This is a genomic window from Nocardioides euryhalodurans (assembly GCF_004564375.1).
Classification (GTDB): domain Bacteria; phylum Actinomycetota; class Actinomycetes; order Propionibacteriales; family Nocardioidaceae; genus Nocardioides; species Nocardioides euryhalodurans.
Window position 1 is genome coordinate 1,796,930 of the sequence record NZ_CP038267.1, and the last position, 15,817, is coordinate 1,812,746.

The following is a 15,817-nucleotide window of genomic DNA, read 5'->3' on the forward strand; positions in this document are numbered from 1 at the left end:
ACCGACGAGGGGCTGCCGGAGGTCGGGCAGGACCGACGGCAGCAGTTGTCTCCAACCACCTCAACAGTAGGGAATCCCCATGCGGAAGACACGCTGGTGGGTCCCGGCGGTCACGGGCCTCGTGATCACGGCGACCTTCACCCCGGTGGCGCCCTCGGCCACGGCCGACGACGACCCCGACGCCCCCATCACCGATCCGATCCCCACCTCCCCCGACCCCTCGACCCTCGGCCTGGTGCTCGAGGAGTACGCCCAGCTGCCGGCGTCCACGCCCAACGGTCCGGTCACCGACGCCCGGATCGGGAGCCGCTTCAACCGCATCAACTACATCGGTGAGATGCCGGACGGGTCGGGCCGGATGTACGTCCCCGACCTCAACGGCTCGCTCTACCTCCTCGAGGACGGCCAGCAGCACGTCTACCTCGACATGACCGAGCAGGCGCCGGACTTCCTCTCGTGGCGCGGCCTGGGCTCCGGCTTCGGTTTCGCCACCTTCCACCCGGAGTTCGAGGAGAACGGCAAGCTCTACACCGTCCACACCGAGACGCCGACCTCACCGGGCGAGTCGACGTACGCCCCTCAGCCGCTGACCTCGAGCTCGGTCACCAGCGTGGTCACCGAGTGGACCGCCGACGACCCGTCTGCCGACACCTTCAGCGGCACCAGCCGGGAGCTGTTCCGCTACCGCTTCGGCGGCCAGATCCACGCGATCCAGCAGATCGACTTCAACCCCACCGCCGAGCCCGGCGACGAGGACTACGGACTGCTCTACCTCGCGGTTGGAGACGGCGGGATCGGCGTCAACACCGACGTCCCGCAGGACCTGGCGACGCCCTCGGGCAAGATCCTGCGGATCGACCCGCTCGGCGACGACGCCCCCAACGGCGAGTACGGCATCCCCGACTCCAACCCGTTCGTCGGCCAGGAGGGCGCCCTCGGTGAGATCTACGCCCTCGGCATGCGTGACCCGCACCGCTTCAGCTGGGACGCCGGAGGCAAGCACCGGATGTTCCTCGGCCACATCGGGCAGCACGCCATCGAGGCTGTCTACGACGTCGACGCCGGTGACAACTTCGGCTGGCCGGTCATCGAGGGCCGGCTGGCCTACCGCAACGAGAACCAGTGCTACCTCTACCCGCCGACCGAGGAGATGGAGCAGGCCGGCTACGACTACCCGGTCACCTCCTACGACCACGACCCGCCGGCCAACTGGTCGTGCAACAGCGACTCCGGCCACGCCATCTCCGGTGGCCTGGTGCACCGGGGCGACCTGCGCGGCCTCCAGGGCCAGTACGTCTTCGCGGACCTGGTCGAGGGCCGGGTGTTCATGAGCGGAGAGCGGGCGCTGAAGGACGACTCCGACACCGAGGCCCGGATCCGCGAGCTCGCGCTCTACGACACCGGGGGCACCCGGATGCGGATGACCGACTTCGTCGACGACGGCCGGGTGGACCTGCGGTTCGGGACCGACTCGGAGGACAACCTCTACCTGCTGGCCAAGGCCAACGGGATGATCTGGAAGGTCGTCGACACCGAGCGAGCCCCGGTGCCGCAGGAGATCGACCCGCGGCTGGCGAGGGACCTGGTGGCCTCGTACGACTTCGAGCACCCGTTCGCTGCCAACGACGCCTACGAGGAGGACCAGGGCCTCTCGCGCACGCTGATCCGCCTGGTCAACGGCGGTGAGGACCTGCGCGTCGACGACGGCGCCTACCCGGGGTCCAACAACGCGCTCCAGCTCCACAGTGCCGCGGAGTCGCCCACGGGCCAGCCCTGGAAGGCCGGGGTCTACGAGTCCGACGCCGACGGTGTCGCGTCGCTGGACGACTTCAACGGTGCGGAGGGCATCACGGTGATGGGCTGGTTCAAGATGACCGGCCAGAACCCGACGCCGGGCTACAACGCGATCGGCCTGGCCGGCGTGCTCAGCGGCAACTCCGACGGCCACGGCGTACGCGCGCTGCTGGAGCTGATCCAGGTCAACGGTGAGCTGCGCCTCGTGGCGCTCGGTCGCCGGCTCGACACGGAGGCGTCGCAGACGTTCGCCGCGTCCGAGGACTGGCAGGACCTGCTTCCGAACGGTGAGTGGGTCCACCTCGCGGCGACCTTCGACTACACGTCGGGAACGATGGCGCTCTATCGCAACGGTGAGCCGGTCGACGGCTTCTACACCAACGCAGGCGACCCGTGGCAGGTCGACGGCACCGGCACCTCGCCGACCAACCCGCGCGGGATCAAGATCGGCGGCTCGTTCCCCCAGGACGGCTCCGAGCGCAACCCGTGCAACTGCCGGATGGACACCCTGATGTTCCTCGACGACTCGCTGAAGGCGAACGAGGTGAGGCGGCAGTACGCCCGCTTCCTGCGTCAGGCCGGCTGACCAGCCCCCGACCAGGCGGCCCCCACCCGGTCCGGGTGGGGGCCGCCGTACGTCACAAAGACGTCACCATTTGCCGATGACGGCCCCACACGTGGCCCGAACGGGTGAGGTGCCGCTAGGTTCCGGGGCATGACGGTGCAGCAGCAGGAGACCCTCGCCGCCCGGCAGGGAGAGCCCCTCGTCGTCCTCGACGGCGTCAACAAGTGGTTCGGCGACCTCCACGTCCTGCAGGACATCAACCAGACCATCCACCGCGGCGAGGTCGTCGTGGTGATCGGCCCGTCGGGGTCCGGCAAGTCGACGCTGTGCCGGGCGATCAACCGCCTGGAGACGATCCAGGAGGGCACGATCACCCTGGACGGCAAGCCGCTCCCCCAGGAGGGCAAGGAGCTCGCCGCGCTCCGGGCCGAGGTCGGCATGGTCTTCCAGAGCTTCAACCTCTTCGCCCACAAGACGATCCTCGAGAACGTCACGCTGGGGCCGATCAAGGTCCGGGGCCAGAAGAAGGACGAGGCCGACAAGCGGGCCAAGGAGCTGCTCGACCGGGTCGGTGTCGGCCACCAGGCGGCGAAGTACCCCGCCCAGCTCTCGGGCGGCCAGCAGCAGCGCGTCGCGATCGCCCGGGCGCTCGCGATGAACCCCAAGGTGATGCTCTTCGACGAGCCCACCTCCGCGCTGGACCCCGAGATGATCAAGGAGGTCCTCGACGTCATGGTCGACCTGGCCAAGCAGGGCATGACCATGGTCGTCGTCACCCACGAGATGGGCTTCGCCCGGACGGCCGCCGACCGCGTGCTCTTCATGGCCGACGGGGCCGTCGTCGAGGAGAACACCCCCGAGGAGTTCTTCACCAACCCGCAGTCCGACCGCGCCAAGGACTTCCTCGGCAAGATCCTCAAGCACTGATTCGATCCAGCAGGACCCAACCATCGGGGGCCGGGAGCACTCGGCTCGGGACAAAGGAGAGAGACATGCGATTCATCCGGACCAAGGCCGTCGTGGCCGGCCTGGGCCTCGCGCTCAGCCTGGCCGCCTGCGGCGACGCGGGCAGCGACGGCGGTGAGACCGTCGACGTCGACGTCGCGGAGGACGCCGCCGCCGAGTTCGAGGACGGCACCCGCATGAAGGAGCTCGCCGAGGCGGGCACCATCAAGATCGGCGTCAAGTACGACCAGCCCGGCATCGGCTTCAAGGGCGCTGCCGACGACATGCCGGTCGGCTTCGACCCCGAGATGGGCAAGATCCTCGCCGCCAACCTCGGCATCGCCGCCGAGGACATCGAGTGGGTCGAGACCATCTCCGACAACCGGGAGCCCTTCCTCCAGGAGGGCGAGGTCGACCTGGTCATCGCGTCGTACTCCATCACCGACGAGCGCCGGGCGATCGTGGGCCAGGCCGGTCCCTACTACGTCACGGGTCAGCAGCTGCTGGTCCGCTCCGACAGCGACATCGAGAGCCTCGCGGACGTCGAGGGCACCGAGGTCTGCTCGGTCACCGGCTCCACCTCGCTGGAGAACATCAAGGCCGAGGGCGCCCAGCCGCGCGGCTTCGACACCTACTCCGAGTGCGTGGACCAGGTCCTCGACGGCACCGTCGACGCGATGACGACCGACGGCGCGATCCTGCTCGGCTACGCCGCGGAGCAGCCCGACGACCTCAAGGTCGTCGTCGAGCCCTTCTCCGAGGAGCGCTACGGCATCGGCTACAGCCTCGACTACCCCGAGATGTGCGAGTGGATCAACGAGACCGTGACGGCGTCCTTCGAGGACGGCAGCTGGGAGGAGGCCTTCGCGGTGACGCTCGGCGAGGCCGGCGTCGAGGCGCCCGAGCAGCCCGAGCTCGACCCCTGCCCGTCGGCCTGACGCAGCACTGACAGCGCGCCGGGCGGGAGCCAGCCTCCCGCCCGGCGCTCCTGACGAGAGGAGGACCAGCCGTCATGGAAGCGGTGTTCTCGAACTTCGACGAGTACCTCAAGGCCTTCGGGGTCACCCTGGGGCTCTTCGTCGTCTCCGGCCTGGCCTCGCTGGTCCTCGGCACGATCCTGGCGGTCTTCCGGGTCGGCCCGGTCGCGGTCATGCAGAAGGTCGCGGCCGTCTACGTCACGATCTTCCGCAACACGCCCCTGCTGATGATCTTCATCTTCATGGCCGTGGCGATGCCCAAGCTGGGCTACAACTTCCTGTGGGTCGAGGACCTCGAGGTCGCCGGTTACAACCTCTCGGCCTTCTTCGTGCGCTCCTGCATCGCGCTGACCCTGTACACCTCCGCCTTCGTCTGCGAGGCGTTCCGCTCCGGCGTCAACGCCGTCCCCCTCGGCCAGGCCGAGGCCGCGCGCTCCGTCGGTCTCACGTTCATGCAGAGCATGCGGGAGGTGGTCCTGCCCCAGGCGCTGCGGGCCGTGGTGCCGCCGCTGACCAGCGTGCAGGTGGCGCTGCTCAAGAACACCTCGGTCGCCGCGGCCTTCGGCATGGCCGAGGCGACCGCCACGATGCGCGCCTTCACCAACAACGACACCGACCAGCGGACCGGGATCTTCCTCGCCTTCGCGATCGGGTACATCGTGCTGGTCGAGGTCGTGACCCTCTCGTCCTACGTCCTCGAGCGACGCTGGAAGGTGGCCTGAGATGAGCGGCTCCGTCCTCTTCGACGCCCCCGGACCCCGGACCGTGGCGCGCCACCGCGTCTACACCGTCCTCACCATCGCCGGCGCGGTCGCGATCCTCGCCTTCGCCCTCTGGAGGCTCTACGACACCGGCCAGCTGACCTACGAGAAGTGGGAGGTCTTCCTGACCCCCGCCTACATCGAGGTCATCCTCGTCGACGGGCTGCTCAAGACCCTGCAGATGGCGTTCTTCGCGATCATCTTCGCGATCGTCTTCGGGCTGGTCTTCGGGATCGGCAAGATCTCGGAGCACGGCTGGGTGCGGTGGCCGTGCTGGCTGGTCGTGGAGTTCTTCCGGGCCGTGCCCGTGCTGCTGCTGATGATCTTCGTCTGGGTGCTGCTCTCGCTGGGCGACGGGCCGCTGTCCCCGTTCTGGTGCGTCGTGATCGCGCTGACCCTCTACAACGGGTCGGTCCTCGCCGAGGTCTTCCGGGCCGGCATCCACGCGGTCCCGGCCGGCCAGGTCGAGGCGGCGTACGCCCTCGGCATGCGCAAGACGCAGGTGATGGTCAACGTGCAGCTGCCACAGGCGGTCAAGATCATGCTGCCGGCGATCATCAGCCAGATGGTGGTGGCGCTCAAGGACACCAGCCTCGGCTACGTCATCACCGCTCCCGGACTGACCTACGTCGGCGAGCAGATCTACGGCGAGTTCAAGAACCAGGTGCCGACCGCGATCGTGATCGCCAGCATCTACATCGTCGTCAACATCATCCTCACCGTCATCGCCACCAAGGTGCAGCACAGGCTGGTCGGCGAGAAGTCACCGCTCGAGATCACGGGCGTCGGCAACCTCGACGGCGGTCGCAACGCCTGATCGTCACCGCTTCCGGGGCGTCACCCACAGCCGGATCTCGCCCTCGACGACGACCTCCCCGTCCTCGCGCACGCCGCGCACCCGGACGGGGACGTCGGGGTCGTCCCCGGTCCACTGCGCGGCGTCGGTCTCGGCGACGCAGGTGATGTCGGAGGTGGCCTTGGCGGTGTAGGCCACCGTCATCCCCTTCGGGATCCACCGCTTGTCGGCCGGGATCGAGGCCTCGGCCAGGGCACCCATCGCCGCCTCCAGCCCGTTGCACAGCGCGATGGCGTGCACGGTCCCGAGGTGGTTGTGGACCCGGCGTCGCTTCGGGACGACCAGCTCGGCACGGTTCGGCTCGACCACGGTGAAGCGCGGGCGCACGGTCGCGAAGTAGGGCGCCTTGCGCGCGAACGCGTACGAGAAGACGCGCTCTCCCCGCGGCAGTCGGGAGAGCGTGGTCCAGAGCTGCAGGACGGAGGGCATGCAGCGACATTACCCGTGGGTAACCCGAGCCGCCGTGTCGCCGGTCACGCCAGCGACAGGAAGAGCTTCTCCATCTTCTTCACGTCGAGGTCGTCGGCACCGTCGCCGTCGACCATGCACTGGCGCAGCCCCGAGGCCACGATCGCGAAGCCGGCCCGGTCGAGGGCCCGCGACACCGCCGCGAGCTGGGTGACCACGTCCTCGCACTCGCGCCCCTCCTCGAGCATGCGGAGCACTCCCCCGAGCTGGCCCTGGGCGCGCTTGATCCGGTTGATCACCGGCACCATCTCGTCGGCAGGCAGCTCCACGTCAGTCACGTCCCTTCTGGGCGGCCACCTGGCGGTGGACCTCCTCCATGTCGAGGCCCTTGACGGCCGTGATCAGCTCCTCGAGCGCCGGCGCCGGCATCGCGCCCGGCTGGGAGTAGACGAGGACACCCTCGCGGAAGGCCATCAGCGTGGGGATGGAGGTGATCCGCGCCGCCGAGGCGAGGGCCTGCTCGGTCTCGGTGTTGACCGAGGCGAAGACGACGTCGTCGTGCTGCTCGGAGGCGGCCTCGTAGACGGGCGCGAACTGGCGGCACGGGCCGCACCAGCTGGCCCACCAGTCGACGAGCAGGATGTCGTGCTCCTGGACGGACGTCTCGAAGGTGTCGGCAACCAGGTCGATCGTGGCCATCGTGGCCCCTCTCTCTCGGTGTTGAAGGATACCCCTGGGGGTGTTACGGTCACAACCGACATACCCGCCCCCGTATTCCCGAGGAGCTCCACCATGTGCCGTCCCGCTGCCTGCCGCACCTGCGGCAAGACCACCTGGAAGGGCTGCGGCATGCACGTCGACCAGGTTCTGGCCGGCGTCCCGCGCGACCAGCGCTGCACCGGCCACACCGAGGAGCAGAAGCCGGGGATCCTCTCCCGCATCCTCGGACGCTGAGGCCAGCCTACGCCGGGGCGAGCAGCTCCACCCGGTTGCCGTGACCGTCTCGGACGTGGCAGCGGAGGTGCCCCGGGAAGGTCTCGCGCTCACGGTGGTCGACCTCGAAGCCGAGGGCGGCCAGCCTCTCGGCCACCTCGTCGAGCGTCCCGACCGTGTCGAGGAGCAGCGCGGGGTGCGCCTTGCGGGCCGGCACGAAGGGGTCCTCCACCCCCACGTGCACCTCGGCCCCGCCCGGGTGGCGCACCCACAGTCCGCCGCGGCCACGCAACGGCTCCGGCTTCTGCACCTCGGCCATGCCGACGCCCTCGACCCAGAACCGGCGCGCCACCGGCTCCCCTCCCGCGGGGATGGCCACCTGCACATGGTGGAGCCTCATGCCTTCCTCCCGACCGCGAAGATCCGGCGGAAGGGCATCACGACGCCGTGGCCGCGATCGGGGTAGGCCTCCCGCAGTCGCTTGCGGTACTCGGCCTCGAAGTCGGCCCGGAGCCCTTCCGGCAACGCCTCGAGGGTCGGGCGGGCACCCGTCGCCGACACCCAGGCGAAGACAGGGTCCTCGCCGGTGAGCACGTGGAGGTACGTCGTCTCCCACACGTCCACCTGGCACCCGAGGCCGGCCAGCGCCGCCAGGTACACCTCCGGGTCGTGGCTGGAGGGCACCGCCACGTCACGGACGTGGTCGGCGTACGGCTCCTGCGCGGCGAGCTCGTCACGGAGGGTGTGGCTCGGCTCCCCGAAGTTGCCGGGGACCTGGAAGGCGATCCAGCCGCCCGGACGGACCCGCTCGACCAGGCCCGGAAGCAGGTCGAGGTGCTCGGGGAGCCACTGCAGCGTCGCGTTCGACACCAGCACGTCGACCTCGTCACCCGAGGCCGCCCAGTCACGCAGGTCGGCGACCTCGAAGGCGAGGTCCGGCACGTCCCGCTGCGCCGTGTCGACCATCTCCGGACTGGCGTCGAGCCCGCACACACGCGCCCCGGGCCAGCGCTGCGCGAGCAGCCGGGTCAGGTTGCCGGGTCCGCAGCCGAGGTCGACGACGTCGGCCGGGCGTTCGGCAGCGACGCGGCGCACGAGCTCGACGAACGGTCGGCCGCGCTCGTCGGCGTAGGTCAGGTAGTGCTCGGGGTCCCAGGTCATGCTTCCACTTTATCTTGACATCAAGATTCTCGACAAGCCCTATGCTGGGCGCCATGAGGGACGAGGTCGACGAGCTGACCGAGGCGTGGGCGCGCGTGCGCCCCGACCTCGACCTCGCGCCGGTGGCGGTCTTCAGCCGGATCACGCGGCTCGCGCGCCACCTCGACCTGGCCCGCCGCAAGGCGTTCACCCGGCACCGCATCGAGTCGTGGGAGTTCGACGTGCTCGCCGCTCTGCGCCGCGCGGGCGCCCCGTACGAGCTCTCGCCGGGGCGGCTGATCCGCGAGACGCTGGTGACCAGCGGCACCATGACCAACCGGGTCGACCGGCTGGCCGCGCGCGGCTACGTCGAGCGCTACCCCGACCCGGCCGACCGGCGCGGCGTCATCGTCCGGCTGACCGCCGAGGGCAAGGCCGCGGTCGACGCCGCCTTCGAAGAGCTGCTCGCCGCCGAGGCGGACCTGCTGGCCGACCTGTCCGACCGCGACCGTGCCGAGCTCGCCGGCCTGCTCCGCACCCTGCTCGTCCCCTACCGCTGAGTCGGCGCCTACTGACGGTGTCCGAGCCGCGAGTCGGCGCTAGGTGACGGTGTACCAGCCGCGAGTCGGCGCTTGCGCACGCCGTCACTCCACGTGCTCGGCGGCCTCCAGCCACTCCAGCTCCAGCGCCTCCCGCTCGTCGACCAGCTGCTGCACCGAAGCGCCGAGATCCGCGAGCTTCTCGTAGTCCTGGGCGTGTGCCTCGAGCGCGGCGTTGAGCTCCGCCTCGCGTACGGCGATCCGCTCGAGCTGCTTGTCGATCCGCGCCATCGTCTTGCGGGCCGCCCGCTCCTCCGCGCTGCCGGCGCGCGGCCTGTCAGGAAGCGCCGACTCGGCAGCTGCAGGGGTGGGAGCCAGCGCCGTCTCGGCGGGCTGGGGCTGAGAGGAAGCGCCGGCTCGGCGTTCGAGGTACTCGTCGACGCCTCGGGGCAGCATCGCGATCTGGCCGTCCCCCATCAGTGCCCAGATAGAGTCGGTGACCCGCTCGAGGAAGTAGCGGTCGTGGGAGACCACGACGAGGGTTCCGGGCCAGCGGTCGAGGAAGTCCTCGAGGACGTTGAGGGTCTCGATGTCGAGGTCGTTGGTGGGCTCGTCGAGCAGCAGCACGTTGGGCTCGGTGAGCAGCAGCCGCAGCAGCTGGAAGCGCCGACGCTCGCCACCGGACAGGTCGCCGGTCCGGGCGGTCAGCTTGTCACCGGTGAAGCCGAACCGCTCCAGCATGCCGCTCGCCGTCACGTCGGTCCCGTCGGCCATCCGGGTCACCCGCTTGATCGACTCGACGGTCTCGAGCACGCGCGACTCGGGGTCGAGGTCGTCGATGTGCTGGGTGAGGTGCTGGAGCGCGATCGTCCGGCCGTGGCGGACCCGCCCCGCCGAGGGCGGGAGCGCCCCGGAGAGCAGCGACAGCACCGAGGTCTTGCCGGCCCCGTTGACGCCGACGATCCCGACGCGGTCGCCCGGCCCGAGCCGCCAGGTCGCGTGCTTCAGCAGCTGCCGGTCGCCCCGCGACAGGTCGACGTCCTCGACGTCGACGACGTCCTTGCCCAGCCGTTGGGTGGCGAACTTCTGCAGCTCGAGGCGATCGCGCGGCGGCGGCTCGTCCTCGATCAGGGTGGTGGCGGCGTCGATGCGGAACTTGGGCTTGGAGGTCCGTGCCGGCGCACCGCGGCGGAGCCAGGCCAGCTCCTTGCGGACGAGGTTCTGGCGCCGCGCCTCCGAGGCGGCCGCCTGCCGCTGCCGCTCTGCCTTGGAGAGCACGAACGCGGCGTAGCCGCCCTCGTAGGCGTCGACCACCCCGTCGTGGACCTCCCAGGTCCACTGGCAGACGGCATCGAGGAACCACCGGTCGTGGGTCACGACGACCAGCGCGGACGGGCGCTTGGCGAGGTGCTCGGCCAGCCAGGCCACGGCCTCGACGTCGAGGTGGTTGGTCGGCTCGTCGAGCACGACCAGGTCGTGGTGGCCCAGGAGCAGCTCGGCCAGCGAGCACCGTCGCCGCTCGCCACCGGAGAGGCCGGCGACCGCGCGGTCGAGCGAGACGCCGGCCAGCAGCACCTCGACCACCTCGCGGGTGCTCGGGTCGGCCGCCCACTCGTGGTCGGACCGGCCGCCGAGGACCGCCTCGCGGACGGTGTGGGTGTCGACGAGGTCGTCGCCCTGCCGCAGGTAGCCGACGAGCAGCCCCCGCGACCGCGACACCCGCCCGGAGTCGACCGGCTCGAGGCCGGTCATCACCTCCAGCAGGGTGGTCTTGCCGTCGCCGTTGCGGCCGACGATGCCGATCCGGTCGCCGGCCGAGACGCCCAGCGAGACGTCGGTCAGGAGCGGTCGCACGCCGTGCGCCTTGGACACGCGCTCGAGGTTGAGCAGGTTCGCCATCAGCCGGCCTCCGTCATCACGTGGGCGCCGGCGACGGGGCCGTGGGCGGTCAGCACGACGTCGTACGCCGACCGGAGCGCGACCGCGACCTCCCGGGCGCCCGGACCGTCGCTGCACAGGAACACGCAGGTCGGTCCCGAGCCGCTCACCAGTCCGCGCAGCGCCCCGGCGGCCTCGCCGGCCTCGAGCACGTCGCGCAGCTCGGGCCGGAGGTCGAGTGCGGCCGGCTCGAGGTCGTTGCGCAGGGCGGCGGCCAGGGCGGCCGGCTCGCCCGAGGCCAGCGCGGCGAGCAGCCGGTCGGGCGAGGCGGGCTCGGCAGCAGCGTCGGGACGCAGCGCGTCGAAGCGGGCATAGACCTCGGGCGTCGACAGGCCGGTCCCGGACGGGACGACGACCCACCACCACGAGCCCGCGTCGTCGACCGGCGCCACCTGCTCGCCCCGGCCGGTGCCGCGGGCGGTCCCGCCCACCAGCGCGAACGGGACGTCGCTCCCGAGCTCGGCCGCGAGCTCGAGCAGCCGGGCGTCGGAGGTCTGCAGGTCGTGCAGCCGGTCCAGCGCCACCAGGGCCGCCGCGGCGTCGGCGCTGCCGCCGGCCATGCCACCGGCGGCCGGGATCTCCTTGTGGATCGAGACCTCGGCCTCGACGCCGAGCAGGTCGGCCGCACGGGTGACGATGTTCCGCCCGTCGAGGGGTACGTCGGTCGCGGCGACGTGGGCCGCGGCGGTGAGGTCGAGCGACCACGACCCGGCCGGCCGCACACGCACGTCGTCGTACAGGCTCACGGCCTGGTAGACGGTGTCGAGCGGGTGGAACCCGTCCGGGCGGGGCGCGCCGACCCCGAGGTGGAGGTTGACCTTCGCAGCGGCCCGGACCGTGATCGTCGTGGTCACCGGTGCAGCTCCTCGGTGATGCGGACGAAGTCGGCGAGGGCGAGGGACTCCCCGCGGGTCAGCGGGTCGATCCCGGCAGCCGCCAGCGCGGCCTCGGCCGCCTCCGAGGACCCGGCGAGCCCGCGGAGCGCTCCCCGCAGCCCCTTGCGGCGGTGGGCGAAGGCCGCGTCGACGACGGTGAAGACCTGCTCCCGGGTCACCTCGGTGGTGGGCGGCTCGCGCCGGGTCCACGCGACCAGCCCGGAGTCGACGTTGGGAGCGGGCCAGAAGACGTTGCGCCCGATGGCGCCGGCCCGACGGACGTCGGCGTACCAGGCGGCCTTGACCGACGGGACGCCGTAGACCTTGGAGCCGGGGCCGGCGGCCAGCCGGTCGGCGACCTCGGACTGCACCATCACCAGGCCGCGCTCGAGGCCGGGCAGCAGCTGCAGCAGGTGGAGCAGCACCGGGACCGAGACGTTGTACGGGAGGTTGGCGACCAGCGCGGTCGGCGGCGGTCCGGGGACCTGGTCGATGCGCATCGCGTCGGCGAGCACCACCTCGACCCGGTCGACGTGGTCCGGGGCGTACTCGGCGATCGTCGCCGGCAGCCGCTCCGCGAGCAGGGGGTCGACCTCGATCGCGACCACGCGGCGGGCCACGTCGAGCAGCGCCAGGGTCAGCGATCCGAGACCGGGGCCGACCTCGACGACCACGTCGTCGGGCCCGACCCCGGACTCACGGACGATGCGCCGGACGGTGTTGGCGTCGATGACGAAGTTCTGGCCCCGCTGCTTGGTCGGCCGCAGGTCGAGGGCGGCCGCCAGCGAACGCACGTCCGCCGGCCCGAGGAGTCTCGGACCGGCGGACGACGTCATGTGCGCAAGGCTAGCCACGCACGGCGTGGGTCACTGGGGCAGGCCCAGCGACTGCGAGCAGTGCGGCCAGGAGCCGTAGCCGCCGGTGGCGGCACGGACCTTCTCGGCGATCGCGATCTGGGTCTCGCGGCTCTGCTGGTGCGGCATGCCGGGGCCGCCGTACGCCTGCCACGTGCCGAGGCTGAACTGCAGCCCGCCGTAGTAGCCGTTGCCGGTGTTGATGGCCCAGTTGCCGCCGGACTCGCACTGCGCGAGCTGGTCCCAGACGGTGCTGCCGGAGGCGTAGTTGGTCGTGGCGACCGGCTCGGGCTCCTCCTTGGTGCCGTACTTGACGATCGCGTCGACCGGCTCGCGCAGCACCTCCTGGCGGAGCACCTTGCGGGCGACGAGCTCGCCATTGCGGAAGGTGATCTCGTAGGTCACGTCGCGGGCGCCGGACTCGCCGGAGCGGACGGTCTCGGTCTCGCCCTCGAGCATGGAGCCGTCGGCGCGCTCGACGGTGGAGAAGTCGATGGCCTCGCTCTTCACGCGCTTGGTGACCACGCGGAGGTCGGTGAAGACGATGCGGTCGCCGTCCTCCAGCTCGGCCTTCGGCCCGGGGGTCACCTTGTCGTCCTTGTCGACCTTGACGCCGAGCTCCTCGAGGGCGTCGCGCGGCGTGAGCGCGGTGACCTTGCGGGTCACGGGCTTCTTGCCGGCGAGGGCGACCTCGATCTTCTTCTCGGTGACGATCTCGAGGGCCATGCCCTCGCGGTCGATGGAGCCACCACGGCTGACGGAGAGCTCGGCGCCGGCGTAGCGGCTACCGATCTCGCCGAGGGCGGAGGCGACGTCGGTCGCGGTCACCCAGTGGGTCTCGGTGTCGCCGTCGACGGTGAGCTCGAGCGGGCGGCCGAAGCGGATGCTGATGGCGCTGCCGTCGCTGACCTCCTCGTCGAGGCCGGGGGCGACGAGGTCGTGCTCGCCCACCTCGATGCCCTCGGACTCGAGGACGGCGCCGACGGTGTCGCCCATGGCGGTCACCTCGCGCTCCTGCCCGTCGAGGGAGAGGGTCACGCTGGTGTTGAGGGCGTTGTAGCCGTAGGTGGTCCCGGCGAGGGCCAGGACGACGGCGGCCACCAGGCCGACGAGGACAGCCTTGCTGTGGACCAGCCGTGCGATGAAGCTGCGCGTCTGCACGATTCTCCGAACGTCGTACTCCCCGGGCCTCGGGTGCCAGCGCGCCCGGACGCGCGACGTCTCACGGGTGGGTGAGGGTCTTGCGAGCGGGGGTTCTCGCGGGGTGCGGCGTGTGGGCCTGGCACCCCCGGCGCTGGACGGATGTCGTTCCCGATCCCGGCCAACAATCACGAAACGATAACGAGGACCTCGGGTCTCGCCAAGTCCCCGTCCACGAAATCGTCCGGTTATCGGACGGTCGTGCCGATAACACGCCCCGCCACGCCTGCGGACAGCGGGGTGCCGTGAGCAGGAACACCCCTACCAGGCGCCGCCGAAGGCACTCTCGGTGTTGCTGTCGATGGCCCGGCACAGCTCCTCGAGGTCCTCCCCGCGCACCTCCGCCATCGCCCGGACGGTGTGCGGGACGAGGTAGGAGGCGTTCGGCCGGCCGCGCCACGGGGTGGGGGTGAGGTACGGCGCGTCGGTCTCCACGAGGATCCGGTCGCGGGGCGCGACGACCAGGGCGTTGCGCAGCGGTGCCGCGTTCTTGAACGTCACGGTCCCCGCGAAGCTGAGGTAGGCGCCCCGGTCGAGGCAGGCCCGCGCGAAGTCCGCGTCGCCGGAGAAGCAGTGCATCACCCACCGCTCGGGCGCACCCTCGCCGTCGATCACCTCGAGCACGCCCTCGTGGGCGTCGCGGTCGTGGATCACCAGCGTCTTGTCGAGCCGCTTCGCCAGGTCGACGTGGCGGCGGAAGCTCTCGACCTGGGCGGCCCGGCCCTCCTCGCCGGTGCGGAACCGGTCGAGGCCCGTCTCCCCCACCGCCCGGACCTTGTCGTGGGCGAGGGCGAGCTGCTCGATCTCGGCGAGCGCGTCGTCGAGCGTGCCGGCCTCGGCCAGCCGCGGCGCCTCGTTGGGATGCAGCGCGACCCCCGCCACCAGCGCGTCGTACGACGCCGCGGCCTCGACCGCCCAGCGCGCGCCCGGCAGGTCGCAGCCGATCTGCACGATCCGCGGGACGTTGACGGCCTTCGCGGCGGCCAGCGCCTCCTCGGTACGCAGCCAGTCGCCGTCCGCGATGTCGAGGTGGCAGTGGTTGTCCACCACCGGGTGGGGCAGCGGCTCGGGGGCCGGCGGCCGCTCACGGTCGCGCCGGGCACCGGACTTCTCCTCCGTCGCCGCGCGACGGCGGGTGGGCTCCTCGGTCACGACTCCTCCTGGTCGCGGTGGACGGCGTCGTAGACCTCCCGCTTCGGGACGCCGGCGAGCCGGGCGACCTGCACGATCGCCTCCTTGCGGGTCGCACCGGAGCCCTCGAGGTCCGCGACCGCGTCGCGCCAGGCGGCGGGGTCGGCGGCGACGGCGGCGGTCGGCACGGCCCCGGCGACCACGAGGGTGACCTCACCCCGGATGCCGTCGGCCGACCAGGCGAGCAGGTCGGCGAGCGACCCCCGGCGTACCTCCTCGTGGGTCTTGGTGAGCTCGCGACACACGGCGGCGGGCCGGTCGCCCCCGAACGCCTCGGCCATCGCGCCGAGCGCAGCCTCGGTCCGGTGGGGCGCCTCGAAGAACACCATCGTCCGCTCCTCCGACGCCAGGCCGGCCAGCCGGCGCCCGCGCTCCCCCGCCTTGCGGGGCAGGAACCCCTCGAAGCAGAAGCGGTCCACCGGCAGTCCCGACACGGCCAGCGCGGTGAGCACCGCGGAGGGGCCCGGCACAGACGTGACTCGCACGTCGGCCTCGACAGCCGCGACGACGAGGCGGTAGCCGGGGTCGGACACGCTCGGCATCCCCGCGTCGGTCACGAGCAGCACCCGCTCCCCCGCCTCGAGCGCCTCGAGCAGCAGCGGGGTGCGGGCCTGCTCGTTCCCCTCGAAGTAGGACACGACCCGGCCGCTGATCTCGACGCCGAGGTCGCGGCAGAGCCGCCGGAGGCGCCGGGTGTCCTCGGCGGCCACGACGTCGGCGGTGGCGAGCTCGGTCGCCAGCCGCGGCGGGGCGTCGCCCACCTGGCCGATGGGGGTCGCCGCGAGGACGAGGAGACCGGTCACGCCACCGATCATGTCAGCCGCCGATCTAGGCTGCCCAC

At 71.5% G+C, this 15,817-nt stretch carries 18 protein-coding genes; 7 read left to right on the forward strand and 11 right to left on the reverse strand.

Annotated features, from left to right (window positions below):
• Positions 1 to 79: 79 nt before the first annotated feature.
• From EXE57_RS08440 to EXE57_RS08460, 5 genes are all read left to right on the forward strand, one after another.
• Complete coding sequence (locus EXE57_RS08440) at positions 80 to 2,380, forward strand: PQQ-dependent sugar dehydrogenase (RefSeq protein WP_135076334.1); 2,301 nt, start codon at positions 80 to 82, stop codon at positions 2,378 to 2,380.
• A gap of 129 nt (positions 2,381 to 2,509) precedes the next feature.
• The gene (locus EXE57_RS08445) at positions 2,510 to 3,286 is read left to right on the forward strand and encodes an amino acid ABC transporter ATP-binding protein (RefSeq protein WP_135076336.1); all 777 of its coding nucleotides are present in this window, start codon (positions 2,510 to 2,512) and stop codon (positions 3,284 to 3,286) included.
• A 65-nt stretch (positions 3,287 to 3,351) separates the two neighbouring features.
• A complete protein-coding gene (locus EXE57_RS08450; protein ID WP_135076338.1) occupies positions 3,352 to 4,242 on the forward strand; it encodes a glutamate ABC transporter substrate-binding protein in 891 nt (296 codons plus the stop codon).
• A gap of 74 nt (positions 4,243 to 4,316) precedes the next feature.
• A complete protein-coding gene (locus EXE57_RS08455) occupies positions 4,317 to 5,003 on the forward strand; it encodes an amino acid ABC transporter permease (protein WP_135076341.1) in 687 nt (228 codons plus the stop codon).
• A gap of 1 nt (position 5,004) precedes the next feature.
• Positions 5,005 to 5,859: an amino acid ABC transporter permease gene (locus tag EXE57_RS08460; protein ID WP_135076344.1), complete on the forward strand. Its 855-nt coding sequence runs from the start codon at positions 5,005 to 5,007 to the stop codon at positions 5,857 to 5,859.
• A gap of 3 nt (positions 5,860 to 5,862) precedes the next feature.
• Here the strand turns inward: EXE57_RS08460 and EXE57_RS08465 are convergent, their stop codons facing one another.
• Genes EXE57_RS08465 through EXE57_RS08475 form a run of 3 tightly spaced genes read right to left on the reverse strand, consistent with a single transcriptional unit; the run spans position 5,863 to position 7,005 of the window.
• Positions 5,863 to 6,327, reverse strand: coding sequence for a hotdog fold domain-containing protein (locus EXE57_RS08465; protein WP_135076347.1), 465 nt, complete (start codon positions 6,325 to 6,327; stop codon positions 5,863 to 5,865).
• 44 nt (positions 6,328 to 6,371) lie between these two features.
• Entirely contained in the window at positions 6,372 to 6,635 is a 264-nt protein-coding gene (locus EXE57_RS08470) for a metal-sensitive transcriptional regulator (protein ID WP_135080744.1), read from the reverse strand.
• 1 nt (position 6,636) lies between these two features.
• Positions 6,637 to 7,005 (reverse strand): thioredoxin family protein, encoded by a 369-nt coding sequence (locus EXE57_RS08475; RefSeq protein ID WP_135076350.1) that lies wholly within the window; start codon positions 7,003 to 7,005, stop codon positions 6,637 to 6,639.
• A 93-nt stretch (positions 7,006 to 7,098) separates the two neighbouring features.
• On the opposite strand from EXE57_RS08475, the gene EXE57_RS19710 reads away from it, so the two are divergent.
• The gene (locus tag EXE57_RS19710) at positions 7,099 to 7,260 is read left to right on the forward strand and encodes a hypothetical protein (protein ID WP_167305857.1); all 162 of its coding nucleotides are present in this window, start codon (positions 7,099 to 7,101) and stop codon (positions 7,258 to 7,260) included.
• Between the two features lie 7 nt (positions 7,261 to 7,267).
• Here the strand turns inward: EXE57_RS19710 and EXE57_RS08480 are convergent, their stop codons facing one another.
• Complete coding sequence (locus EXE57_RS08480) at positions 7,268 to 7,639, reverse strand: VOC family protein (protein WP_135076353.1); 372 nt, start codon at positions 7,637 to 7,639, stop codon at positions 7,268 to 7,270.
• The gene (locus tag EXE57_RS08485; protein ID WP_135076356.1) at positions 7,636 to 8,400 is read right to left on the reverse strand and encodes a methyltransferase domain-containing protein; all 765 of its coding nucleotides are present in this window, start codon (positions 8,398 to 8,400) and stop codon (positions 7,636 to 7,638) included. The genes EXE57_RS08480 and EXE57_RS08485 overlap by 4 nt, the downstream gene beginning before the upstream one ends.
• 53 nt (positions 8,401 to 8,453) lie before the next feature.
• On the opposite strand from EXE57_RS08485, the gene EXE57_RS08490 reads away from it, so the two are divergent.
• A complete protein-coding gene (locus EXE57_RS08490; RefSeq protein ID WP_135076359.1) occupies positions 8,454 to 8,939 on the forward strand; it encodes a MarR family winged helix-turn-helix transcriptional regulator in 486 nt (161 codons plus the stop codon).
• Between the two features lie 84 nt (positions 8,940 to 9,023).
• On the opposite strand, the gene EXE57_RS08495 is transcribed toward EXE57_RS08490, so the two are convergent.
• From EXE57_RS08495 to rsmI, 6 genes are all read right to left on the reverse strand, one after another.
• A complete protein-coding gene (locus tag EXE57_RS08495) occupies positions 9,024 to 10,817 on the reverse strand; it encodes an ABC-F family ATP-binding cassette domain-containing protein (RefSeq protein WP_135076362.1) in 1,794 nt (597 codons plus the stop codon).
• Positions 10,817 to 11,710, reverse strand: a complete 894-nt coding sequence (locus EXE57_RS08500) for a 4-(cytidine 5'-diphospho)-2-C-methyl-D-erythritol kinase (protein WP_208543016.1) — start codon at positions 11,708 to 11,710, stop codon at positions 10,817 to 10,819. Before EXE57_RS08500 ends, EXE57_RS08495 begins: the two co-directional genes overlap by 1 nt.
• Complete coding sequence (gene rsmA, locus EXE57_RS08505) at positions 11,707 to 12,567, reverse strand: 16S rRNA (adenine(1518)-N(6)/adenine(1519)-N(6))-dimethyltransferase RsmA (protein WP_135076365.1); 861 nt, start codon at positions 12,565 to 12,567, stop codon at positions 11,707 to 11,709. The genes EXE57_RS08500 and rsmA overlap by 4 nt, the downstream gene beginning before the upstream one ends.
• Positions 12,568 to 12,597: 30 nt before the next feature.
• A complete protein-coding gene (locus tag EXE57_RS20325; RefSeq protein ID WP_279633194.1) occupies positions 12,598 to 13,746 on the reverse strand; it encodes a resuscitation-promoting factor in 1,149 nt (382 codons plus the stop codon).
• Positions 13,747 to 14,046: 300 nt separating this feature from the next.
• Positions 14,047 to 14,937, reverse strand: coding sequence for a TatD family hydrolase (locus EXE57_RS08515; RefSeq protein ID WP_135076368.1), 891 nt, complete (start codon positions 14,935 to 14,937; stop codon positions 14,047 to 14,049).
• Positions 14,934 to 15,791, reverse strand: a complete 858-nt coding sequence (rsmI, locus tag EXE57_RS08520) for a 16S rRNA (cytidine(1402)-2'-O)-methyltransferase (RefSeq protein ID WP_208543017.1) — start codon at positions 15,789 to 15,791, stop codon at positions 14,934 to 14,936. Before rsmI ends, EXE57_RS08515 begins: the two co-directional genes overlap by 4 nt.
• Positions 15,792 to 15,817: the final 26 nt, after the last annotated feature.